Origin of the sequence: Streptomyces sp. NPDC056144, from assembly GCF_042264145.1 — a bacterium.
GTDB lineage: Bacteria > Actinomycetota > Actinomycetes > Streptomycetales > Streptomycetaceae > Streptomyces.
Genome location: NZ_JBHJVF010000002.1, coordinates 872480 through 894341 on the forward strand (window position 1 = coordinate 872480; position 21862 = coordinate 894341).

Consider the following 21862-nt stretch of genomic DNA (forward strand, 5'->3'; position numbering starts at 1 on the left):
CGTGTCGGTACGGCCGTGCCGGTGGTCGGCCGGCCGACGGGTCACTCGGCCGGCCGGTGGGTCAGTCCGTGGCGCCGCCCGTGCTGTGGGCGAAGCGGGCCACCACCCGTGAACCGGAGAGGACCCGCCCCTCCCAGCGGTACGTCTGGCCGAAGGGGTCGCCGTCGCGGCCGCCCTCCCGGCTGAAGGCGAGGGCGATCCGGTCCCCGCGCCGCACCCGCACCGGCCGCTCGACCGGCAGGTAGCAGTGCTTCCAGCTGTCGGACGTGGTGCGGCCCGCGATGTCGTCCCCGGAGATGTCGAGGGCGACGGTCTCGGAGAGCTGGGCGACGAAGTAGCCCTTGAAGCCGGTGAAGACGCCGTCGCGCTGCACCGTGTACGCGAGCGGGACCCGGTACGAGGTGTCGGCGCCGGCCCCCGCCGGCGCCCCGGGCTCGTACCGCCGGATCAGGCGCGGGGCGGCGAGGTGTCCGGAGACCGGCAGGATCGTGTCGTAGTAGAGGGCGAACGGGTCCTCGGCTCCCCGGGCGGCGAGCAGGGCCGTGAACTCCTCGCGGCTTCCCGCGTCCTGGGGCGCCGAGCCGGTCAGCTGGGCGTGGGCCGTCTCGGCGGCCACCGGTACGAGGAAGCTGTCCACGAGGCCGGGCAGCATCAGGCCGCCGGGCCGCAGGAACCGCTCGCGGGCGTCGTCGAGGATCGCGGAGAAGTTCTCGTTGTCGGCGAGGTTCCCCATGATCTCCGAGATCACGATGTCGACCCGCTCCGGGAGCTCCAGGTCGAAGGAGAGCCCGGCCAGGGGGTGGAACCGGTCGGCGAACCCGGCGTCGGCGAGGCGCTCGGAGGCCGTGGCGAGCACGTCCTCGTTGAGGTCCATCCCGTAGACCTTGGCCGCCCCGGCCTCCAGGGCCCAGCGGGCGAGGATGCCGGTCCCCGTGCCGAGGTCCAGGACGACGTCCCCGGGCCGTACGGCCTCGGTGATCGCCGTCCTGAACGCGGTCATCCGCAGCTCGTCGCCGAGCATCAGCTCATGGAAGTCCGGTCCCCAGTCGAGCAGTTGCTCCGAGGCCGGCAGCCAGACCTGCTCGGGTCCGTAGTAGCCGGGCCAGACGCCGGACCGGTGGACGGTCAGCGGGTCGCCGCAGGGGCCGCCGACGGCGGCACCGGTGGCGAGGTCGAAGCTGCTGTGGTGGAGCGGACAGCTGATCCGCAGGGTGCGCGGGTTGACGTACCCGTGCACCAGCCTGCCCTTGCGGTGGGGACAGGTGGCGTCGACGAGGAACTCCTGCCCGGCCGCGCGGACGCGCAGCAGGTCGCCGGGGAGTTCGTCGAGCGACGGCTCGGTGGCCGCCCCGCCCCCGGTCACGCGGTCACCTGGCCCGCGATGCGCCGCGCGCGGTCCACGGCGGCGTCGAAGGCGGCGCCGATCAGGCCCGAGACCAGCCTCGCCCCGGTCCACAGCCGGGCCGGGTCGAGGCCCTCGGCCGCCTCGTACTCCTTGATGGCGAGCTGCATCTCCTGCATGTGGAAGGTGTCGATGTGGAGGTGCTCGGTGTAGTAGCGGCCGTTGCGGATGCCGAGCCGCTCGCAGGCACGCGCCTGCGGGACGAAGGCGTCGGGTATGGACGCCTCCAGGTAGGCGAGGCCGCCGAGGAAGTACTCGACGTGCGGGGCGCGCTGCGTGAGCCAGTAGAAGACGTTGAGGAACGCGAAGGTCTCGTCCCCGGTGGTGTCGAGGAACTCCTCCGGCTCATGCGGCAGTTCCAGCTCGGCGAGGAGCAGCCGGTAGAGCTGGGAGTGCGCCTGCTGGAGGTTTCCGCAGCCGAACTCGTCGATGAGGACCCGCATGACGGCCATCTGGGCCTTGATCGGGAGCCGGGGCACGGCCGGGAAGAAGTTCTGCGCCTCGGTCAGTCCGTCGAGGGCGAACTCGCGTACGACCAGAGCGAATTCCTCGCGGCTCGCCTCGTCGGCGAGGTACGCGCCCGCCGGGCCGCCCTCGCGTTCCTCGGCGAGGAGCCCGTCGAGGAGGCGCTGCCAGGCGGTCCGGTCGGGGACCGGGTCGCCGGAGGCGTCGAGGGAGGCGACGAGGGGGACGATCCAGTCGCGCTCGATCTCCTCGATCCGGGCGAGCAGCCGGGAGTCCTGGAGCTCCCGGTTGAGCCGGAAGAGTTCCTGGTGGGGGGAGTCCCCGGCGCCTTCGGGGCGATGGACCTGTGCGGCGTCCACCGTCCTGTCGGTCTCCAGGATCCCCCGCTCGTACAGGGCGGTCTTGACCCAGCGGTACCAGTCGTCCTTCTCCAGGCCGTAGCGCTCGCAGGCGGCTGCGAGCGGGGTCGCCGGGTCGTCGAGACGACCGGCGAACAGGTCGGCGCACAGCTCCGGTTCGACGTTGGCGAGCGCCACGACGTATCCGTCGACGGGACCGGATTCGAGCAGGAGGTGTTCGAGGCCGGGAAGGACGCTCACGCCCGGCTCGGCCTCGACCAGCCGCCGGGTGAAGGCGGAGCTGCCCGAGGAGTCCTTGACGCCGACGACGCCGGGCAGGGCGCAGATCCGCAGGAGGGTGTCGAAGTCGGCGGAGTTCCCGGCGACCTCGGTGCCGTGGTAGACGATCACGGGCAGTCCGGCCTCCGCGGAGATCCGCGCGAAGTGCTCGTAGATCTCGTCCTGGGTGACGTCGGGGCCGTACGGGCTGGTGGCGATCATCCCGTGGGCGCCGAGCTCCACCGCGACCCGAGCGCGTTCCAGTACCTGTTCCGTGGTGGGGCGCAGGATGCCGGCGAGGACGGGCAGGCCGTCGGCGTGTTTCACGGTGGCGACGAGCATCGCCTCCCACTGCGCGTCGGTGAGCAGGCGGCCCTCACCGGTGCTGAGGTTGGGCAGCAGGCCGTCGACGTGGGGGCGGAGGGTGTCGAGCAGTCCGGCGACCGCCCTCTCGGAGACCTCTCCGGTCTCCGAGAAGGGGGTCACCAGGGCCGCGATCACTCCCTGGTTCATCTCTCAGGCTCCCTCGGGTACGGCCCCGGCCACGGCCGGGGGCAGGCGCAGGGCGAGCGACGCGGTGTAGAGCCGCTCCAGCGGCTCGGGGAAGGAGGGCTCCGGCTCACCGGCGGGCCGGGCGGGCACGCCCTGGACCGGGAGTCCTCCGAAGGCGGCCGCCCGGGGGCCGGGCGTGTGGAGCAGCCCCTTGCGGTTGATCACCTGGCCGAGCACGAGGCGGTCGGTGAAGGGCAGGTGCGCGGGGACGGCGGAGTCGTCGAGGGCGAGCCGGACGTCGGCCGGGTCGTAGGGCTCCCGGCTGATGTCCATGACCGTGTGGAGCACGTCCATGAACGGGTAGTAGACGTCCTGGAGTTCGCGCGAGTAGCCCCAGATGACGTCGTCGCAGCGGCCCACTTGTTCGAGGCTCATCACGACGCGGCCGTCGAGGCGCTGGACGAAGAACGCCTTGGCGGCGATACGGACGGCCTCGTCGGCGCTGTGCATGCCGAGGAAGAGGGCCGCGTCGATGAACCCGCCGTGGAGGTCGTCAGCGGGCATACCGGTCGAGCACCTCCCGCAGCCGCTTCATGGCTCCGGCGAACATCTCGGGCTCGCGGGCGAGCGCCATGCGGACGAAGGGCTCGCCGCGGCCCGGCTGGCTCCAGTAGAAGTAGCGGCCGGGCAGGACGTACACGCCCACTTCCGTCAGTTCCCGCTGGAGTTCGGTGGCGGTCAGCTCGGGGTGGTCGATCCTGGCCCAGGCGACGCTGGTCTTCGCCAGCGGCTCCTGGTATTCGAGGATCGTGCCCTGCAGGGCCTCCTTCACGGCGGCCCGGTTGACGTCGAGGACGTCGCGGACGGAGGCGAGGCTGTCGGCCTCGGAGTTCTCCACGTACTGGGTGAGCATGTTGAGCACGAACGGCGAGACGTTGAGCAGGACGCTGGTGTGGAGGTTGTAGACCTCCTCCTTGATGTCGTCGCTCGCCGTGAGCATGGCCGCCTTGGCGTCCTGGACCGGCCAGGTCTTCCCGGTGTCCTCGATCGCCAGGTAGCGGACGCCGGACTCCTCCAGGAGTTCGTAGATGTCGAACCGGGCGAGCTCGGGGTCGTACAGGGTGAAGGAGGCGAAACAGAAGTCGATGATCAGCAGCTTGTTGTGGTCCTTGCAGAACCGGACGACCTCCTCGAAGCCCTTGCGCCCGGAGTGCATCAGGCTGAACCCGGTGGGGTTGTTGGGGTCGACGAGGAACAGCGCGTCGGTGCGGACCCGGCGCTTGAGCTCCGTGTAGATCCGGTCGGGGTCGTGGAGCGCGGACTCCTCGATCGGATACAGCGGGACGCCCATGTTCGACAGGACGTCGTGGAGGTTGTCGAAGCAGGGCTCGACGAGGGTGACGGCCATGCGCTGCCGCTTGAGGTACATCGCGACGACCATGGTCGAGATGGAGGCGGCGTACGAGAGCAGCGTCTTGTTCTTGGCCAGCGCGGTGGGCTGGCGGTGGAGGCGGAAGAACGCCTCGATGAACCGCTGCTCGTAGGTGGCCTGGAGGCCTTCCTCCGCCTCGTACCAGAGCTCGGGCAGCCGGGCGACGATCTTGTGCTGGGCCGCGGACTGCCGCTGGTGGGTGTGGGCGTCGGCGAGGTTGAACTCGGTCAGCAGGGCCTGGATCTCGTGCTGCGTGAGGTCGAGGAGCGCCTGGTTGTGCAGGGTGGTGCCGGCGTGCGCGGTCATGCTTCCTCCATGCGTACGGCATTTGGGTGAGCGCGTGCGGGCGTGCCAGCGTGACGTCGTGCGCCACGATGCTGCGCGTGTGCCACGGTGCGGTGCGTGTGCCGGCGGGCGGGCGCCGCGGGTGCGGGGGCGCCGCGGGGGCACACGGAGGTCCGCCTCAGGGAGACGGCGGCGAGGGGAACACCCCTACAGGAGGAGACCGAGAGACTCGTCGTCGGTTGCGACGCGATATCGGAAACAGGTTCCAGACATGTATCTCCCCCGTAAACGGACTGCGGTCCGATTGGGGGCGACTCTGCCACATGGCGCGGCGAGCGGACAAGCGATCCGGAGCCGGGGACGCGCCGCGGTCAAACGGAGGTCAACCTTCGGTCAACTCCAGGTTTTCCAGGGGTTGTTGGAACGCCACGTGCCGTCGACGGAACCGGACGCGGCGCGCGGATCACCGACGCGCGGCGCCCGGATCGCCGACGCACGGCGCGCGAACGGACCATGGCCGTAAACTGCCTGAACGCCACCCCGGTCCCCACCCGGGATCCCCCGCGGAGCGAGATGCGAGAGGCCCAGGTGCAGCACGTGCGACCCGACCTTGCCGCCGTCCCCTTCGAGCCGGGACCGGAGCGGTCGGACGCCGCCCGCAACCGGCTGCGGATCCTCGTCGCGGCCCAGTCCCTGTTCGACCGGTACGGCGTGGAGGGCGTGTCGATGGACCGCGTCGCCGCCGAGGCGGGCGTGGGCAAGGGCACGCTGTTCCGCAGGTTCGGGAGCAAGGCGGGGCTCGCCGCCGCCCTGCTCGACGCCCAGGACAGCCGGCTCCAGGAGCGCATCCTCTTCGGTCCGCCGCCCCTGGGCCCCGACGCCCCGGCGGCCGATCGCGTGCTCGCCTTCTTCGGCGCGTACCTGGACCTCCTGGACGACAACCTGGAGCTCCTGCGGCTCTCCGAGACGGCCGCGCCGGGAGCCCGGTACCGGATCGGTTCCTACGGCTTCTGGCGCGTCCACGTCGCCCTGCTGCTGCGCGAGGCGTGTCCGGATGTCGACGCCGACTGTTCGGCCCATCTGCTGCTGGCGCCACTCGACGCGGACCTCCAGCACGCGCTGCGCCAGGGCGAGTTCACGGTGGACCGGATCCGGGACAGCGTGCTCACCCTGGTGCGGCGCTTCATCGGCGCCTGACCCCCCCTCGGGCCGTTCCTGGCGCCTCGCTGCCTCGGGCCTCTTCGGGCGCAGCCCCCCTCGGGTACGCCGAAGGAACCCCGGTGCGGGTACCGACGCACCGGGGTCCTTCGCCGAGGCGGCCGGGGTCAGCCCTCCCGGATCGCCTCGAAGTCGAGGGACAGCTCGATCTCCTTCGAGACCAGGATGCCGCCGGACTCCAGGACCATGTTCCAGGTCAGGCCCCAGTCCTCACGGTTGACCTTGCCGTGGGCGGAGAAGACCACGCGGTCGTTGCCCCACGGGTCGCGCGCGTAGCCGACGTAGTCCACCGCGAGCGTCACCGGGTGGCTGACGTCCTTGATGGTGAGGTCGCCGACGAGCGTGCCGGTCTTGCCGTTCCAGCTCACCGAGGTGGACTCGAAGGTGGCCTTGGGGTACTTCTCCACGTCGAAGAGGTCCGCCGAGCGCAGGTGGTCGTCGCGGGTCGCGTCGCCGCTCTCCACGCTGGCCACGTCGATGACGGCGGTGACCTTGCTGTCCTCGGGGCGCTCGCCGACGACCAGCGTGGCGTCGACGCCGGTGAACCGGCCGCGGACCTTGGTGAGCATGAAGTGGCGGCCCACGAAGCCGACCTCGGCGTGGCCCGGGTCGATCTTCCAGGTGCCGGCGGAGGGAAGCTCGACGCCGTCGACGGTGCGAGTCGGTGCGGTGGTCATGTTCGTACGCTCCTTGTCGAACTGCGGATCAGGCTTGATCAGGCACCGGTCTCGACGGGAAGACCCGCCTCCACCCAGTCGGACTTGCCGTCGTAGTACTCGAAGACGTTGGTGTAGCCGAGCTCCACGAGACGCTCGGCCGCGATGCCGGAGTTGGGGCACGGGCCGTCGGAGCAGTAGACCGCGACCTGGGCCTCCTTGTTCGGCAGGAGGGACGGGGCCAGCTCGTCCACCTGGTCGTGCGGGAGGTTGAGCGCTCCGGGGAGGTGCCTCTCGTTGTAGTACGAGGCGGGCAGCGCCTCGACGACCACGACGACCTTCTCGTCGATCTTCTTCTTCAGCTCGTCACGGGAGATGCGCTGAGCCATGGGTGGAGCCCTCCTTGAGAAAGGAAATAGTCCGTGCGTCTGCACACACCTTAGTAGGTCCGTGCGTGCGCACACAAGCTATACTCGGAGGCGTGAGCAAAGGTGAGTACCGAATCGAGGCATGGCGAGCGCTGCTGCTCGCCCACAACGCCGCCGTGCGCGCCATCGAGACCGATGTGCAGCGCAACGGGCGGGTGCCGCTGACCTGGTACGACGTGCTCCTTGAGCTGCGTGGTGCCGGCGAGCAGGGGCTGCGCATGCAGGAGGTCGCCCAGCGGGTGGTGCTCAGCCGTACGCGGGTGAGCAGGCTGGTCGACGAGATGGCGCGGGCCGACCTGGTGACCAAGCGCCCCGACCTCACGGACAAGCGCGTCACCTGGGCGGTCATCACCGACGAGGGCCGCTCCGCGCTGCGCGCGACGGCCCCGGCCTACATGCGCGGCATCCAGGAGCACTTCGCCCGGCACCTCACGGACGAGGAGGCCGCCGTGATCACGAAGGCGCTGCTCCGCGTGGCGCAGGCGGGGGACGACATCCAGCTGGGCTGAGTTCCCGGGCGGGGGGGGCGCCCGGGGCCCGGGGACACTCGCGGAGGCGTCGGCGGCGGTGGCAGACTGGCCCGTCGACCCGCCGAAGGAGCACGTCGTGTCCATGATCCAGCGCCTGCGCAGGGCCGTACGCCTGACGTACCGTCGCGCCGTCGACCTCAGCCATCCCGCCCGCTCCCCGCTCGGCAGCGCGGTCGTGAACTGCGTGGTGTACGTCGACGGGGTCCGGCGCAGCGGACGCGGGTCGGCCGAGGAGGCGCTCCGCCGGGTCCGCAAGGCCGGGGACGGGTTCGTCTGGATCGGCCTGCACGAACCTGACGAGAAGGAGTTCACCGGGCTCGCCGAGCTCTTCGGCCTGCACCCGCTGGCGGTCGAGGACGCGGTCAACGCGCATCAGCGGCCGAAGGTGGAGCAGTACGACGGCGTCCTCTTCGCCGTCTTCAAGACCGTCCGCTACGTCGAGCACGAGGAGCTCACGGCCACCAGCGAGGTGGTGGACACGGGCGAGCTGATGGCCTTCGTCGGCCCGGACTTCGTCATCACGATCCGGCACGGCGGCCACGGCTCGCTCGGCCCGCTGCGCGAGGCCCTGGAGGAGCACCCCGAGCAGCTCGCCAAGGGCCCTTCCGCCGTGCTGCACGCGATGGCGGACCACGTCGTGGACGACTACCTGGCCGTCGCGGACGCCGTCCAGAGCGACCTGGACGCCATCGAGAGCGCCGTCTTCTCCGAGCAGGCGGACCGCCGGGACGCCGGCCGCATCTACCAGCTGAAGCGCGAGCTCCTGGAGCTGAAGCGGGCGGTGGCCCCGCTCGGCCGGCCGCTCCAGGTCCTCGCGACCCAGCCGATGCCGCTGGTCGACCCGGACATCAGGGCGTACTTCCGCGACGTCGCCGACCATCTGGCCCGGGTCGTCGAGCAGGTCTCCTCCTTCGACGCGCTGCTCGACTCGATCCTCCAGGCCCATCTGGCGCAGGTGACCGTCGCCCAGAACGAGGACATGCGCAAGATCACCGCCTGGGCGGCGATCGTCGCCGTCCCGACCATGGTGTGCGGGGTGTACGGCATGAACTTCGAGCACATGCCGGAGCTGCGCTGGACGTACGGGTACCCACTGGTCCTCGGCGTGATGGCGGTGGCCTGCGCGGTCATCCACCGGGGCTTCCGGCGCAACGGCTGGCTCTGAGGCCGGTCCGCCGCCCCCTGGGTAGAGTCGGTATCCGGACAACCCGGACCTGCCGGGACCAGAGGCAGCGAAGGAGGCCGGTCGGCCATGGCCGTGGACGCACTCGACACCCGCATCCTGCGGCTCCTCATCGAGCAGCCCCGGACGAGCGTGCGGGAGTACGCACGCGTCCTCGGCGTGGCGCGCGGCACCGTGCAGGCCAGGATCGACCGGCTGGAGCGCGACGGCGTGATCACCTCGACGGGCCCCGTCCTCTCCCCCGCCGCCCTCGGCCACCCGGTGCTCGCCTTCGTGCACGTCGAGGTGGTCCAGGGGCATCTGGACGAGGTCGGTGACGCGCTCGCGGGCGTCCCGGAGATCGTCGAGGCCTTCTCCGTGACCGGCGGCGGGGACCTCCTGACGCGCGTGGTGGCCCGCGACGCGGGTCATCTGGAGGACGTCATCCAGCGGCTGATCCAGCTGCCCGGCGTCGTCCGCACGCGGACCGAGATCGCGCTGCGCGAGCGCGTGGCACACCGGCTGCTGCCGCTGGTGGAGGCGGTGGGGCGGGGCGCGGGCGGCGGCCCCCAGGGCGCCTGACCCGCCCAACGGCCGGGGCGCGGGCGGAAATTCGAAGGCGCCTCGACGAGGCACGTGGCAGGCTACGGCCCCTCTGTCCCCTGCCGTCGAGGAGCGCCTCCATGTCCCTGCCCACCCGACTCGTCCCCCTGCTCGAACAGTTCGACTTCGCGCGCAAGCGGCTCACCGACCGGATGCTGGGGCCGGTGATGGACAGCGGGAACGGCACGGACGTGAAGGTCGGGCCGATGACCGACGACGAGTACTTCTGGGAGCCGGGCCCCGGCTGCTGGTCCGTCCGCCGGCACGCCGACGGTCCGGGGCCGCGCGCGACGCTGCTCGTGGGCGCGGGCGAGTGGGGCCGGGACTCGGCGGCGGCGCCGCACCCCACCCCGCCTCCGTTCACCACGATCGCCTGGCGCCTGAACCACCTGAGCGAACTGCTCCTGATCCGTGCCGACCACACGAACGGCACCCGTTCGCTGACCCGCGACGCGTTCGTCACCGGCGGGGACGCCGCGTCCGCCGTCGCGGCCTTCGACGCCGCCGCGACGGCCTGGCGCGAGGCGCTGCTCTCCGTGGACGACGCGGCGCTCGACACGGTCGGGTACTGCACCTACCCGCACGGCAGCGACCCGGAGAACCCGTTCTGGGAGATCGTCTGGTGGGTCAACCAGGAACTCCTGCACCACGGGGCCGAGATCGCGATGCTCCGCGACCTGCACCGGATCCAGCGCGCCGGGGCCTGAGCCGTACCGGAGTCGTACCGGAGACGTCCGTGCCCCCGCGTGCTCAGACCGAGCGTGTACGGGCCATGAGCACCGCGACGTCGTCCTGCGCGGGCCCGTCGAGGAGTCGTGCGAGGACCTCGTCGCACACCGTGTCGAGGGGCCGGTCGAGGCCCCGGAGCGCCTTGGCGATCTGCTCCATGCCCTCGTCGAGGTCCCGGTCGCGGGCTTCGATGAGGCCGTCCGTGTAGAGGACGAGCAGGCCGCCCTCGGGCAGGACGACCTCCTCGGTGCCGAAGTCGTGGACGCCGGTGCCGAGGGGGGTGCCGGGCGGGCCTTCGAGGAAGGTGATGGTCCCGTCCGGAAGGGCGACGGCCGGCGGCGGATGGCCGGCGCGGGCGATGACCCATCGGCGGGTGGCCGGGTCGTGGACCGCGTACACGCACGTCGCCATCTCGTCCTCGCCGAGGTCGGCGACGACGGCGTCGAGCGAGCTGAGCATCCGCGCCGGGTCGATGTCGTGCCGGGCCAGGGTCCGTACGGCGGTGCGGAGTTGGCCCATGACGGCCGCCGCGTGGATGCCGTGGCCCATGACGTCGCCGATGACGAGTCCCGTACGGCCGCCGGGAAGCGCGATGGCGTCGAACCAGTCGCCGCCCACGTCGTGGGCGCTCGCGGGCAGGTAACGGCCGGTCAGTTCGAGCCCGTCGACGTCGGGCAGCGCGTTGTTGGTCAGGCTGCGCTGGAGGGTGAGGGCGGCCTCGCGCTGGGTGGTGTAGAGGCGGGCGTTGTCGATGTTGAGGGCGGCCCGGGCGACGACCTCGTCGATCAGGACGAAGTCCTGCGCGTCGAAGGGCTCGCGGGTACGCAGGCGGGTGACGGTGACCGCGCCGAGGACCTGGCCCCGGGCGACCAGCGGGACGAGCCGCGCCGAGCCGATCTTCGTGGCGAGGTAGGTGCGGAGGGCCTCCGTGCGCGGGTCGCGGAAGAGCGCCGGGAGATCGGAGGAGCGGAGCATGGTGGGCTTGCCCCGGGCGACGACCCGCTCGTAGTCCGAGTCCAGCGGGAGCTGGAAGGTCTGGCCGGGGGCGAGGGAGGCCGTGGGGGCGCCCGGGTCGGGGAAGGTGGCGGCGAGGCGGCGCAGGACGCCGCGGGTGGAGGCGGCCGGGTCGTCCGGTTCCAGGACCGCTTCGAGCATCTGCACGTCGGCGGAGTCGGCGAGCTGCGGCACGAGGAAGTCGACGACCTCCTCGGCGGTCTTCCGGAGGTCGAGGGTGGTGCCGATCCTGGCGCCGGCCTCGGCGAGCAGGGCGAAGCGGTGCCGGGCCCGCTCCACCTCGATGTGCGCCTCCTGGCTCTCGGTGATGTCGACGAGGGAGGCGATGATGCCGAGCGGGCGCTCCTCGTTGCGGTCGATGAGGGGCGCGTACGAGCAGGACCAGATGTGGTCGCGGTCGGGGTCGGCGGGCGTGCGGCCGACGCGTCGGGCGTCGACGATGGCGGTGCCCTCGGCGAGGACCTGGTGCATCAGGGCTTCGAGGGCGTCGGCGTTCACGTCCGGGACGACCTCGGCGAGGTGCCGGCCGACGTGGGCGGCGGACGGGACGCCGTTCATGCGGGCGAGGGCGTCGTTGACGCGGAGGAAGCGCAGGTCGGGGCCGAGGAGGGCGAGGCCGATGGGCGACTGCGTGAAGAGGCTCTCCATCGCCGCGAGGTTCTCCCGCATGCGCAGGACCTCGGAGGTCTCCACGGCGATGAGCATCGCGCCGGGCCGCCCCCGGGGGTCGGCGGCGGGCACGATCCACATCTCCATGGTGACCGTGTGGCCGTCCCGGTGCCGGACGGGGAGCGTGCCGACCATCGTCTCGCCGTTCTGGACGCGCTCGGTGAGCCGGTCGGCGAGCTCGCGGTTGGCGTCGGGGACGAGCAGCGGGGTGGCGAGGAGTCCGAGGACGTGCTCGGGCCGGTGACCCAGGAGGTCCTGGGCGGCGAGGGACCATTCGACGATGCGCCCGTCGGCGTCCTCGCGCCACAGGGCGATCGGCAGGAGTTCACGGAGCACGCTGGCGTCGCCGACGGCCGCTCGGGGCGACTGCGGAACCCTGCTCGACGACTGATGAGTGTCCAACGCAGCCCTATGCATCGTCCTGCCCCGGCGGGGCGCATTCCCTAACGAATCACCCTAGCCGAGAGGGTGCCGACGGGCTCTGTGTGGGGGGCTTTTCGGTGCGCACGCGCACATTCCCGTTCGCCGTGTCCGGAACTCGCCAGTCTCGGGGGCGGTACGAACGGCCGGAACCGGTCAGGATCGCTCCCGACCATTGGGATCCGGCCACGAGTATGGCCGTCCCACGGGGTGGACGGCCGAATTCCGTTCTCATCACTCAAACAGACATCATGATGCACAGGTAGTTATCATCCCAGGTCGCAGTGATCCTCGCGCCCCCGTGCACGCCCTGGTGACGGTGATCTTCCGCAAAGCACTCTGGACTCCTGGACTGCGTGGAGACAACGGGGGGTGGTTCGGATGAGTACGGACACGGACGTGTGCGTCGTCGGGGCGGGGCCGGTGGGGCTCACCCTGGCCATCGCCCTGCGCCGGCTCGGCCTCCGGGTCCGGATCGTCGACAGGGCGCCCGCGACCAAACGCGAGGCACGGGCCCTGGTGCTGTGGGCACGGGCCCGGGAGGCCCTCGACTCCCTCGGGGTCGGCGAGACCCTCACGCGGCACGGCGTGGAGCTGGAGACCGTGACGGTCCACGCCCGCGACCGCGACCTCGGTCAACTCACCACCGGCTGGGCGCGGTCCGCCCACGCCCGCCCGCTCAACATCGAGCAGCACGACATCGAGCGCCTCCTCGCCGAGGAACTCGCCCGGCTCGGCACCCGGGTGGAGTGGAACACCGAGCTGACCGACGTCAAGGTCCACGAGGACCGGGCCGAGTTCACCCTGCGGCACGAGGACGGCTCGGCCGAGTCGGCCGTCGCCCCGTGGATCGTCGGCTGCGAGGGCACCGCGAGCGTGGTCAGGGACCGCCTCGGCATCCCCTTCGAGGGACGCCGTCGTACGGGGCTCCAGGTCGTCCAGGGCAACGCCCACCCGACCTGGCGGATCGGCGAGGAGCCCGGCAGGGGCCACATCTTCCTGGCCCCGCACCGGTCCCTGCTCGTCTTCCCGCTGCCCGGCGGCGGTTACCGCTTCTTCTGCTTCCGCGACGACCCCGACCCCACGCTCACCGCCGCCCCCACTCTCGACGAACTGCGCGACCTGGTCGCGGAGACCGCCCGGATGCCCGGTCTGCGGCTCGCCGCGACCGAGCAGGTCTGGCTGAACCGCGCCCGGTTCAGCGACCGCGTCGCCGCCCGGCTGCGCTGCGGACGCGGGCTGCTCGCGGGCGACGCGGCGCACGCCTGGGCCCCGGTCGGCGGCCACGGCATGAACGTCGGGGTGCTCGGTGCCCACAACCTCGCCTGGAAGCTGGCCGCCGTGCATCACGGCCAGGCGGGCGAGGCGCTCCTCGACACGTACAGCGACGAGCAACGGCTCATGGCCCTGCGGTACATCCGCGAGATGCGGTTCAACTTCATGGAGCTGCCCCTCCCGCCGCTCGGCTACCGGGCGTTCACCGCGACCGTGCCCTTCGCCCTCGCCCGGCGCGGTTTCCAGCGCCGTCTCGACCTGCGGCTCAGCGACCTCGGCCGGAACCACGTCGACAGCCCGCTCTCCCGGCACCGTCCCGGCCGCCGCCACCGGCCGGGACCGCGCGCCGGCCGGCGGATGCCCGACATCACCCTCGCCACCGGCGGTGACCCGGCCCGGGGCGGAAGCCCCGGCGAAGGGACCACGGCCGTCCGGCTGCACACCCTGCTCGGGTACGACCGGTGGACGCTGGTCCTGCGCGCCGGCCGTGCCGACGCCGGCGTGCTCGACGCCGTCCGGGTGGCCTGTCAGGGGTTCCCCTCGCCGGTCCGCGTACTGCCGGTGACGCCCTGGAACGAGGCAGAGGCCCGACGGCTCGGCCACCCCGACGACCTGCTGCTCGTCCGGCCCGACGGATACGTCGGGCTGGTCGCCCCGCTCGCCCGTACGACCCTGCTCCGCTCCTACCTGGCCGCGCTCGCCGCCCGTCCCGCCTGACACCGAACGCACCGGGGACACCCCGCACCACAGGCACCGATTCGAGGGGGAATTCGGACCATGACGCAGCAGCACCCTCCGCTCAGGGGGCGGCGCCGCACCCGCGCCAACAGCACGGTGACCGTCGTCGGAGCCGGGATGGCCGGGCTCGTCGCCGCGTACGAGCTGGAACGGATCGGTTTCCGCGTCGAGGTCGTCGAGGGCAGCCGCCGCCTCGGGGGCAGGATCCGCACGCATCGCTTCGGGGCCTCCGAAGGCGCCCCGTTCGTGGAGCTCGGCGCCATGCGGATACCGACCGCGCACCACCGCACCATGCGGTACGTCGAGCATCTCGGACTCGCCGACCAGGTACGCCCGTTCACCACCCTGCTCTCCGAGGAGAACGCCCTCCTGGCGACCAGTACCGGGCACGTACGGCTCCGGGACGCGCCCCGCACGCTGATCGCGGACGTCCGCGCCTCGCTGCCCGGCGCCCGGTACCGGGAGGAGACCGTGGTGTTCGGGGCCTGGCTGGCGGCCGTCGTCGACGCCGTGGCCCCGCCGGCGCTGCGCGCCGGACTGCGGGCCGACCTCGCCCGTAACCTCCTGGACCTCGTCGAGGACGTCGACCTGTCCCCGTACCTCGTCGGCCACGCCAAGGACCGGATCGACGTGCACGCGCTGTTCGCCGCCCATCCCGGAATCCGGGCGGGCTGCGGGACCCGGCTCAACGGCTTCCTCGACGACATCCTCACCGAGACCAGCCCCGAACTGGTGCGGCTCGCCTGCGGGATGGACCAGCTGGTGCAGCGGCTGGCGGCCCGGGTCCGGGGGCCGATCTGGTTCGGCCAGCGGGTGACCGGTTTCGAGGTGGCCGCCGACCACGTGCTCGTACGCGTCGGGGGCGGCCCGCACGCGGCCGTGCGGCGCTGCGACTACGTCCTGTGCACCGTGCCGTTCTCCGTCCTGCGGGGGCTCAGCCTCAGCGGCTTCGACGAGGACAAGCTCGCCGTGGTGCGGGAGGTCGTCTACTGCCCGGCGACGAAAGTCGCGGTGCACTGCCGCGAGCCGTTCTGGGAGCGCGAGGGGATCCGGGGCGGCGCCTCGTTCAGCGGCGGCCGCATCCGGCAGACCTACTACCCGCCGGCCTCGGCCGGGCCGCCGGCGGACCCGGCCCAGGGAGCGGCGCTCCTCGCGAGCTACACGATCGGCGAGGACGCCGACCACCTCGGCCGGATGCCTCCCGCCGTGCGGCACCGGACGGTCGTCGAGGAGCTGGGACGGATGCATCCGCAGCTGCTGCGGCGCGGCATGGTCCGGGGCGTGACCAGCCTCGCCTGGGGCGGGCATCCGTGGACGCAGGGCGGCTGCACGATCCGCTGGGGCCAGGACGCCACCGCCGGCGAGGAGCAGCGGCGGCGGGCCGTGCGCCCGCAGCGCCGGATGTTCTTCGCCGGGGAGCACTGCGCGACCGAACCCGCCTGGATCGAGGGGGCGGTCGAGTCGGCGCTCGAAGCCGTGGACCTCATCGCCCGGCACGCCCCGAGCCGTGCCGTGGCACCGCGGGCCCGGCTGGAGGCGGCATGAGCGTCTTCGACCTCCCCCGGCTGTACTTCGGCGGATCCGCCCTCACGCGGCTGCCCACGGGACCGCGCGGCGGCCTCGTCGACCTGGCGCGCAACACGGCCCTCCGGGGCGCCGCGGCCAGCGGCGGCCGACCCTCGCCCGTGGGCCCGTTCGGGGAACAGGAGCCCGCCGGGGCCTACCACGCGCACCTGGCCGAACAGGGGGCGCGCGGCGGGCACTTCTCGGGGAACGGCCACTTCCTCCTGGACGCCCGGGTGACCGGGGTGCAGCGGGCGGACGGCGGCCCGGTCGACAGGGACGATCCCGTCGTGGGACGCGCCGTCGACCTGTGGGGGCACCACAACCCGTACCTCGGGACGACGGTGAACCGGGCGCGGGTCTTCGACGTCGATCCGGCGTCGGCGTGGACGGCGACGCTGATGGGCGGGCGGTTCGCCTTCGGGCGGGACGGCCGCTCGCACGACGCAGGGTACGCGTGCGTGGGGGACGTCGGCGGGTTCATGCCTCCCCGCTGGCAGGGGTTCGGGCCCGTGCGCCGGGTGCTGCACCAGTTCGCGATCGGCGCGGGCGAGGGGCTCGACTGGCCGTCCGGCCCGACGGACTCCCGCGCCGTCCGCGCCCTGCGCGCGGCGGCCGAGGAGCGGGAAGGGGGCGGAATCCTCGTCCAGTTCACGCTGGAGCAGCGACCGGCCGGGACCCCTCGGAGGGCAGCGGATTTCCCGGAGGCCGAGGACGCTCCGGAGACCGGGGACGCTCCGGAGGTGTGGCGGCTGCGGGGGACGATCGCGCCCTGGCGGCCGGAGGAGCCGCGCACGTACCCGGCGGGCCGGCTCCTCGTCCCGGGGCGCGTCTCCGTCCCGGGACGCTTCCCCGACGCACCGGGACCCTGCGCCGTACGGGTCTCCCCGGCCGGGGTCTCGTTCCACTGGCCGTACGCGCGGGTCGCCGACGCGGGCGCGGAGCTGCGCACCGCGCGGTCGGGCCTGCCGGTGGCCGTGGTTCCGGCGGGGACGGGCGGCGACGGCGAGGTCGTGACCGTTCCGGCGGCGTCGGAGGAGGGCGCCCGGCGGGCCGCGGAGGAAGGGCTCGTCCTCGTGCGCGCCGGGGACGGCTCCCCCGGGGACGGCTCCCCCGGGCCCGGCGGTGCGGGCGGCGAGGTCCTGCTGCGCGAGCGGGAGGAGGTCGTCGTCACCGACACGGCGACGCTGCTCCTGGAGCACCCGGACGGCGAGCGCGGCGACGAGTACGCCGTGGAGGTGCCCGTCCGCACCTTCGTACGGGGTGTTCCGGCGCCGCTGGACGCGGTCGTGGTCCGGCAGTTCCCCAACCCCCGGGCCGTCCCGCTGGAACCGGTCGCCTCGGCACCCGAGGCCCGCTGCGGGGAGCTGCGGATCGTCCGGGTCCGGGCGGGCCGCGTCGCCGGGGAGAAGCCCCGGGACGACGGGGAGACCGAGGATTCGGCCTGGTGCCGCTTCGCCACGGACGTCCGCGGGAGGGGGTGGTTCACCGTCTCCGGCGCCCGGGCGGGCACGGCCCGGCTGCTGCTCGGGGCCGGTCCCGGGGAGCGACCGCCGCACGACCCGGCGCTCCCGGGCTCCGCCGAGGCCTGCTACGACCACGAGGACGCCCTCGGCTTCTGGCCCTGGGCCGGGTCCGCCGACGTCCGGGTCCTGCCCGACGACTGGCACCTCGACGCCGTGCTCCAGCAGGACGCGACCTTCGAGCTGCTGTACCGCGAGGTGTTCGCGTACTACGAGCAGCTGTTCCCGTTCATGCGCGACGAGGTGTTCAGCCTGGCGGACCGCTGCAAGGTGGAGACGTACGCGAAACTCATCTGGCAGATGTGCGATCCGGCGAACAAGGACCGGACGTACTACATGCCGCCGACCCGTGACCTGTCCCTGCCCAAGGCGCGGCTGCTCCTCAAGTATCTGCGCGCCAGGAGCGCTGCGGCCGCCGCACCCCTGTCGGCCGTCGCCCCGCCGGTCCGCTCGTCCCCGCGGATCACCACGCGGGCCCAGCTCCGGTCGGCGCTCTGGCAGGCCGTCACGGTGGAGCTCGCCACCTCGCTCCAGTACCTGTACGCCGGGTACTCGGTGCCGACGCACGGCACCGGGTTCGCGTACGTCCGCAGCGGGGTGTGGACCCCGCGTCAGCTCCGCCTCGCCTGCGGGGACGGCGGGGAGACCCTGGCCAAGGGGGTGCGGGACAGCCTCTTCGACGTGGCCAGGGAGGAGATGACGCACTTCCTCGTCGTCAACAACATCCTGATGGCGATGGGCGAGCCCTTCCACGTACCGGAGATCGACTTCGGTACCCCGGGCAGGCTGCCGCTCCCCCTGGACTTCGCCCTGGAGCCGCTGCACCTCGGGAGCCTCCAGCGGTTCATCGCCATCGAACGGCCGGAGCGGCTCGCGGGCCCGTTCGGGTCGCCGGGCGAGTCCGGGCCACCGAGCCCGTTCGGGTCGCCGAGCGAGTTGTACGCGGGCATCCGCGACGGCCTGACCCGGGTGCCCGAGCTGTTCCCGGTGGCCCGGGGGCGGGGCGGCGGCGAGCATCACCTCTTCCTCGGCGGCGCCGTCGACTCCGTCCACCCGGACTACCAGTTGGAGGTGGACGACCTGTCGAGCGCGCTGTTCGCCGTCGACTTCGTGACCGAGCAGGGCGAGGGCGGGATCCTCGACCTCGACACGGCGGGGAACGGCTCCGAGTCCCATCACGAGACCTTCGTGCGCCTCGCCGAACTCCTCATGGCCGAGCGCGCCGACGGGCCGCACGGCGAGGGGGCTCCGTGGCACCCGGCGTACCCCTCGCTGCGCAATCCGACGCTCGACCCGGCGCATCCGGGGCGGGCGGCCGTGAGCGCGCCGCACGCGCGGCAGGTCATGCGGCTCTTCAACCGCTGCTACTTCATGATGCTCCAGCTCATCGTGCAGCACTTCGGGGAGAGCCCGGACGCGAGCCTGCGCCGGTCGAAGCTGATGAACGCCGCCATCGACGTCATGACCGGGATGATGCGCCCGCTCGCCGAGCAGCTGATGCCGCTGGAGTCGGGATGGCGGGGGCGGACGGCCGGCCCGTCGTTCGAGCTGGAGGAGCCGCCCGCGTACATCGCGCGTCCCGACGTGGCCCGGCGCGGGTTCGCGATGCGGTTCCGGCATCTCGCGGCGATGGCCCGGGAGTGCGAGGGGGTGCCGGACCGGGTCCCGGAGCTGATGGCGTGGTACGCGGAGTACTTCGCCCACGAGGGGAGGGGCTGAGGCGATGTCGGACAACCGTACGGAGCGGACGGAGCGGACGGAGCGGACGGAGCTGACGGAGCGGGCCGGGGGGCCGGCCCGGGAGACCGAGGTCCTGATCGTGGGCGGCGGGCCCGTGGGGCTCGCGCTCGCCCTCGATCTCGCCCACCGGGGCGTGGACTTCGTCCTGGCCGAGGCCGGGGACGGGCGGGTCGCGCACCCGAAGGTCTCGACCGTCGGCCCGCGCGCGATGGAGGCGTTCCGCCGCTGGGGCGTGGCGGACGCGATCCGGGACGCGGGCTGGCCGCGGGACCACACCCTCGACGTCGCCTGGGTGACCGCCGTCGGCGAGCACGAGCTGCACCGGCTGCGGCTCGGCACGGCCGGCGGGCGCCCGCTGCCCTCGTACACGCCCGAGCCCGAGGCGGTGTGCCCGCAGCACTGGCTGACTCCGCTGCTCACCGCCCGGGTCGGGGCGGGACCGGCGGGTCCGATGCGCCTGGGCACCCGGCTCGTCGGTCTCATCCAGAGACCGGACCGGGTGAGCGCGGCCCTCGTCGACGACGCGGGGGTACGGCGAGACGTGCACGCCCGGTTCCTCGTGGGCTGCGACGGGGCGTCCTCCGCAGTGCGCAAGGCCTGCGGGATCGAGATGCCGGAGCGGCACAGGACCCGCTCCCTGCGCAACATCCTCTTCCGGGCCCCCGGCCTCGCCGCCCGGCTCGGACCGCGCGCCGCGCTCGTCCACTTCCTCACGGACCCGACCGGCCTGCGCTATCCGCTGCGGGCGATCGACGGCCGCGACCTGTACCGGCTCACCTGCCCGGCCGGACCCGCCGAGGCCGCGCGGGTCGTCCGGCGGGCGGTGGCCGTGGACGTGCCGGTCGAGGTGGTGTCGGACGGAATCTGGCACCTGACCCACCGGGTGGCCTCGCGCTACCGCGACGGGCGGGTCTTCCTCGCGGGCGACGCGGCGCACACGCTGTCGCCCTCGGGCGGGCTCGGCCTCGCGACGGGCGTCGGGGACGCGGCCGACCTGGGGTGGAAGCTGGCGGCGGAGCTCTCCGGCTGGGCGGGGGCCGGGCTGCTCGGCACCTACGAGGACGAACGGCGGCCGGTCGCGGTCCGGAGCCTGGAGGAGAGCCACCGCAACCTGCGGCGGACGGTCGACCGTCGTCTGAGGGCGGCGCTGCGCGACGGCACCCCGGAGGGGGAGCGTGCCCGCGCCGAACTGGCCCGGGAGATCGCGGACTCCGAGCCGCTGCGGGAGTTCGACGCGCCCGAGCTGCACTTCGCGTACCGGTACGCGTCCCCGGCCGTCGCGGACGAGAAGGAGGGGCCACCGGGCGACGCCACGGCGGGTGTCGAGGGGCCGGCGTGGAACCGTACGACTCGGCCGGGGGTACGGGCTCCGCACGCGTGGCTGGGGGCCGGCCGGTCGACGCTCGACCTGTTCGGCGACGGTTTCGTCCTGCTGGCGTTCGGCGACGCGGGCGTCCCGGAGGGGCTCGTCCGGGCCTTCGCCGAGCGCCGGGTCCCGCTGCGGGTGCGGCGCTGCCACGACCCGGAGGTGGCGCGCCGGTACGAGCGGCCCCTCGTCCTCGTACGTCCCGACGGGCACGTGGCGTGGCGCGGGACCAGCGCGCCGGTGGAGCCGCTGCGGGTCGCGGACCTGGTGCGCGGGGCGGGCCGATGACGGCGGGAGGGGTGGTGCCCTTCGACCCGTCGCGGCTCGACCTGGCCGACCCGTACCCCGTCTACCGGCGGTACCGGGAGACGGACCCGGTGCACGCCGTCCGCGCCCCGGGCGGCCCTGCCCCCACGACCTGGTACGTCTTCGGGCACGCGGAGGTGGCCCGCGTCCTCGCTGCACGGGCCTACGGCCGGGGGTCACCGCTGAGCTCCCGGGCGGCGCCCGTGCCGGACGGGTACGTGACGCTGCGCCGGGTCGTCGAGAACTGGCTCGTCTTCCTCGACCCTCCCCGGCACACGCGGCTGCGCGCGCGGGTGACGCCGCCGCTCGGCCCCTCGGCGGTGGCGGCGCTGCGTCCCCGGCTGCGGGAGATCGCGGAGGAACTGGTCGCGCCGCTGGAAGGGCGGTCCGCGGTGGAGTTCGTCGAGGGGTTCGCCGCGCCGTACCCGCTGCTCGTCATCGGCGGGCTGCTCGGTGTCGACGCCCGGCGGTGGCCGTGGTTCCGGGGTCAGGCGCTCGCCCTCCAGCAGGCGGGCGGGACCCGGGGCGACCGGACGCCCGCCGCGCTGGACGCGGCCGAGCGGGCGGCGGCCGAGCTGGACGGGTACTTCCGCCGGGAGCTGGCCGCGCGGCGCGCCGAGGACCGGGGCGACCTGCTCTCCGCGCTCGCGCGGGCCGGGGCGGAGGACCCGTCCCTGAGCGAGACGGAGCTGGCGGCGACCTGCACGCACCTGCTGACCGCCGGGCACGAGACGACCACGGGCCTCCTCGGCAAGGCGGTGCTCGCCCTCCTCGCGCGGCCGGCGCTCGCCGACGAACTCCGCGCCGATCCGGGGCTGCTGCCCGGCGCCGTGGACGAGTTCCTGCGGCACGACCCACCGGTCCAGATGGTGACCCGCTGGGCGCACCGGGACGCGGACCTCGCCGGCCGGAGCATACGCAGGGGCGACCGGCTCCAGCTGGTCCTGGGCGCGGCCCTCCGCGACCCGGCGCGCTTCCCGGAGCCCGACGTGCTCGACATACGCCGGGACAGCGGCCGGCACTGCGCGTTCGGCCTGGGCATCCACTACTGCGCCGGGGCGGGCCTCGCGCGGGCGGAGGCCGAGACGGGGCTCGGGGTGCTCCTGGACCGGCTTCCTGCGCTCGGTCAGGGGGCCAGGACGGGTGTCGAGGTGGAGTACGCCCCCGACTGGGTCTTCCACGGCCCGTCACGTCTGACGCTCACTCGGGAGCGAGGGGGATAGGGTGTT

Annotated in this window: 17 protein-coding genes; 10 read left to right on the forward strand and 7 right to left on the reverse strand. The window is 73.3% G+C overall.

All coding sequences use genetic code 11. From position 1 onward, the window contains the following. Positions 1-61: 61 nt before the first annotated feature. From ACFC0Z_RS10410 to ACFC0Z_RS10425, 4 genes are read right to left on the reverse strand one after another with little or no spacing between them, the layout of a single operon-like run. On the reverse strand, positions 62-1363 hold the full coding sequence (locus ACFC0Z_RS10410; protein ID WP_376434850.1) for a methyltransferase domain-containing protein: 1302 nt from the start codon (positions 1361-1363) through the stop codon (positions 62-64). Continuing rightward, entirely contained in the window at positions 1360-2997 is a 1638-nt protein-coding gene (locus ACFC0Z_RS10415) for a dihydrodipicolinate synthase family protein (protein WP_376434852.1), read from the reverse strand. Before ACFC0Z_RS10415 ends, ACFC0Z_RS10410 begins: the two co-directional genes overlap by 4 nt. Positions 2998-3000: 3 nt before the next feature. After that, entirely contained in the window at positions 3001-3540 is a 540-nt protein-coding gene (locus tag ACFC0Z_RS10420; RefSeq protein WP_376434854.1) for a DUF6190 family protein, read from the reverse strand. Continuing rightward, positions 3530-4714, reverse strand: coding sequence for an aminotransferase class I/II-fold pyridoxal phosphate-dependent enzyme (locus ACFC0Z_RS10425; protein ID WP_376434856.1), 1185 nt, complete (start codon positions 4712-4714; stop codon positions 3530-3532). The genes ACFC0Z_RS10420 and ACFC0Z_RS10425 overlap by 11 nt, the downstream gene beginning before the upstream one ends. 576 nt (positions 4715-5290) lie before the next feature. Between ACFC0Z_RS10425 and ACFC0Z_RS10430 the strand changes: the two genes are divergently transcribed. Further along, positions 5291-5890, forward strand: coding sequence for a TetR/AcrR family transcriptional regulator (locus tag ACFC0Z_RS10430; protein WP_376434858.1), 600 nt, complete (start codon positions 5291-5293; stop codon positions 5888-5890). 128 nt (positions 5891-6018) lie between these two features. Here the strand turns inward: ACFC0Z_RS10430 and ACFC0Z_RS10435 are convergent, their stop codons facing one another. Continuing rightward, positions 6019-6588, reverse strand: a complete 570-nt coding sequence (locus tag ACFC0Z_RS10435) for a YceI family protein (protein ID WP_376434860.1) — start codon at positions 6586-6588, stop codon at positions 6019-6021. A gap of 38 nt (positions 6589-6626) precedes the next feature. Continuing rightward, positions 6627-6956: a rhodanese-like domain-containing protein gene (locus ACFC0Z_RS10440; RefSeq protein ID WP_376434862.1), complete on the reverse strand. Its 330-nt coding sequence runs from the start codon at positions 6954-6956 to the stop codon at positions 6627-6629. A 92-nt stretch (positions 6957-7048) separates the two neighbouring features. Here ACFC0Z_RS10440 and ACFC0Z_RS10445 point away from each other — a divergent pair, with 92 nt between their 5' ends. The 4 genes from ACFC0Z_RS10445 (at position 7049) to ACFC0Z_RS10460 (ending at position 9997) form a co-directional block, all read left to right on the forward strand. Further along, on the forward strand, positions 7049-7504 hold the full coding sequence (locus ACFC0Z_RS10445) for a MarR family winged helix-turn-helix transcriptional regulator (protein ID WP_376434864.1): 456 nt from the start codon (positions 7049-7051) through the stop codon (positions 7502-7504). A 103-nt stretch (positions 7505-7607) separates the two neighbouring features. Beyond that, positions 7608-8690 (forward strand): magnesium/cobalt transporter CorA, encoded by a 1083-nt coding sequence (gene corA / locus ACFC0Z_RS10450; RefSeq protein ID WP_376435079.1) that lies wholly within the window; start codon positions 7608-7610, stop codon positions 8688-8690. Between the two features lie 87 nt (positions 8691-8777). After that, the gene (locus ACFC0Z_RS10455) at positions 8778-9269 is read left to right on the forward strand and encodes an Lrp/AsnC family transcriptional regulator (RefSeq protein ID WP_376434866.1); all 492 of its coding nucleotides are present in this window, start codon (positions 8778-8780) and stop codon (positions 9267-9269) included. 101 nt (positions 9270-9370) lie between these two features. Further along, positions 9371-9997, forward strand: coding sequence for a DinB family protein (locus ACFC0Z_RS10460; protein WP_376434868.1), 627 nt, complete (start codon positions 9371-9373; stop codon positions 9995-9997). A 43-nt stretch (positions 9998-10040) separates the two neighbouring features. Here the strand turns inward: ACFC0Z_RS10460 and ACFC0Z_RS10465 are convergent, their stop codons facing one another. Continuing rightward, a complete protein-coding gene (locus ACFC0Z_RS10465; RefSeq protein ID WP_376434870.1) occupies positions 10041-12104 on the reverse strand; it encodes a SpoIIE family protein phosphatase in 2064 nt (687 codons plus the stop codon). A 357-nt stretch (positions 12105-12461) separates the two neighbouring features. Between ACFC0Z_RS10465 and ACFC0Z_RS10470 the strand changes: the two genes are divergently transcribed. Genes ACFC0Z_RS10470 through ACFC0Z_RS10490 form a run of 5 tightly spaced genes read left to right on the forward strand, consistent with a single transcriptional unit; the run spans position 12462 to position 21856 of the window. Beyond that, positions 12462-14114, forward strand: a complete 1653-nt coding sequence (locus ACFC0Z_RS10470) for an FAD-dependent monooxygenase (RefSeq protein WP_376435082.1) — start codon at positions 12462-12464, stop codon at positions 14112-14114. 60 nt (positions 14115-14174) lie between these two features. Continuing rightward, the gene (locus ACFC0Z_RS10475; RefSeq protein ID WP_376434872.1) at positions 14175-15680 is read left to right on the forward strand and encodes a flavin monoamine oxidase family protein; all 1506 of its coding nucleotides are present in this window, start codon (positions 14175-14177) and stop codon (positions 15678-15680) included. Further along, complete coding sequence (locus ACFC0Z_RS10480; protein WP_376434873.1) at positions 15677-18940, forward strand: ferritin-like domain-containing protein; 3264 nt, start codon at positions 15677-15679, stop codon at positions 18938-18940. Before ACFC0Z_RS10475 ends, ACFC0Z_RS10480 begins: the two co-directional genes overlap by 4 nt. A 4-nt stretch (positions 18941-18944) precedes the next feature. Continuing rightward, on the forward strand, positions 18945-20615 hold the full coding sequence (locus tag ACFC0Z_RS10485) for an FAD-dependent monooxygenase (RefSeq protein ID WP_376434875.1): 1671 nt from the start codon (positions 18945-18947) through the stop codon (positions 20613-20615). Positions 20616-20629: 14 nt separating this feature from the next. Then, positions 20630-21856: a cytochrome P450 gene (locus tag ACFC0Z_RS10490; RefSeq protein WP_376434877.1), complete on the forward strand. Its 1227-nt coding sequence runs from the start codon at positions 20630-20632 to the stop codon at positions 21854-21856. The last annotated feature ends 6 nt before the right edge of the window (positions 21857-21862 follow it).

What these genes read in the sequence shown, in the direction of transcription:
- ACFC0Z_RS10475 (WP_376434872.1), top strand. Translation starts at nt 14,175, where the DNA reads ATGACGCAGCAGCACCCTCCGCTCAGGGGGCGGCGCCGCACCCGCGCC.
- ACFC0Z_RS10415 (WP_376434852.1), bottom strand. Translation starts at nt 2,997, where the DNA reads ATGAACCAGGGAGTGATCGCGGCCCTGGTGACCCCCTTCTCGGAGACC.
- ACFC0Z_RS10420 (WP_376434854.1), bottom strand. Translation starts at nt 3,540, where the DNA reads ATGCCCGCTGACGACCTCCACGGCGGGTTCATCGACGCGGCCCTCTTC.
- ACFC0Z_RS10435 (WP_376434860.1), bottom strand. Translation starts at nt 6,588, where the DNA reads ATGACCACCGCACCGACTCGCACCGTCGACGGCGTCGAGCTTCCCTCC.
- ACFC0Z_RS10425 (WP_376434856.1), bottom strand. Translation starts at nt 4,714, where the DNA reads ATGACCGCGCACGCCGGCACCACCCTGCACAACCAGGCGCTCCTCGAC.
- ACFC0Z_RS10460 (WP_376434868.1), top strand. Translation starts at nt 9,371, where the DNA reads ATGTCCCTGCCCACCCGACTCGTCCCCCTGCTCGAACAGTTCGACTTC.
- ACFC0Z_RS10485 (WP_376434875.1), top strand. Translation starts at nt 18,945, where the DNA reads ATGTCGGACAACCGTACGGAGCGGACGGAGCGGACGGAGCGGACGGAG.
- ACFC0Z_RS10440 (WP_376434862.1), bottom strand. Translation starts at nt 6,956, where the DNA reads ATGGCTCAGCGCATCTCCCGTGACGAGCTGAAGAAGAAGATCGACGAG.
- ACFC0Z_RS10455 (WP_376434866.1), top strand. Translation starts at nt 8,778, where the DNA reads ATGGCCGTGGACGCACTCGACACCCGCATCCTGCGGCTCCTCATCGAG.
- corA (WP_376435079.1), top strand. Translation starts at nt 7,608, where the DNA reads ATGATCCAGCGCCTGCGCAGGGCCGTACGCCTGACGTACCGTCGCGCC.
- ACFC0Z_RS10480 (WP_376434873.1), top strand. Translation starts at nt 15,677, where the DNA reads ATGAGCGTCTTCGACCTCCCCCGGCTGTACTTCGGCGGATCCGCCCTC.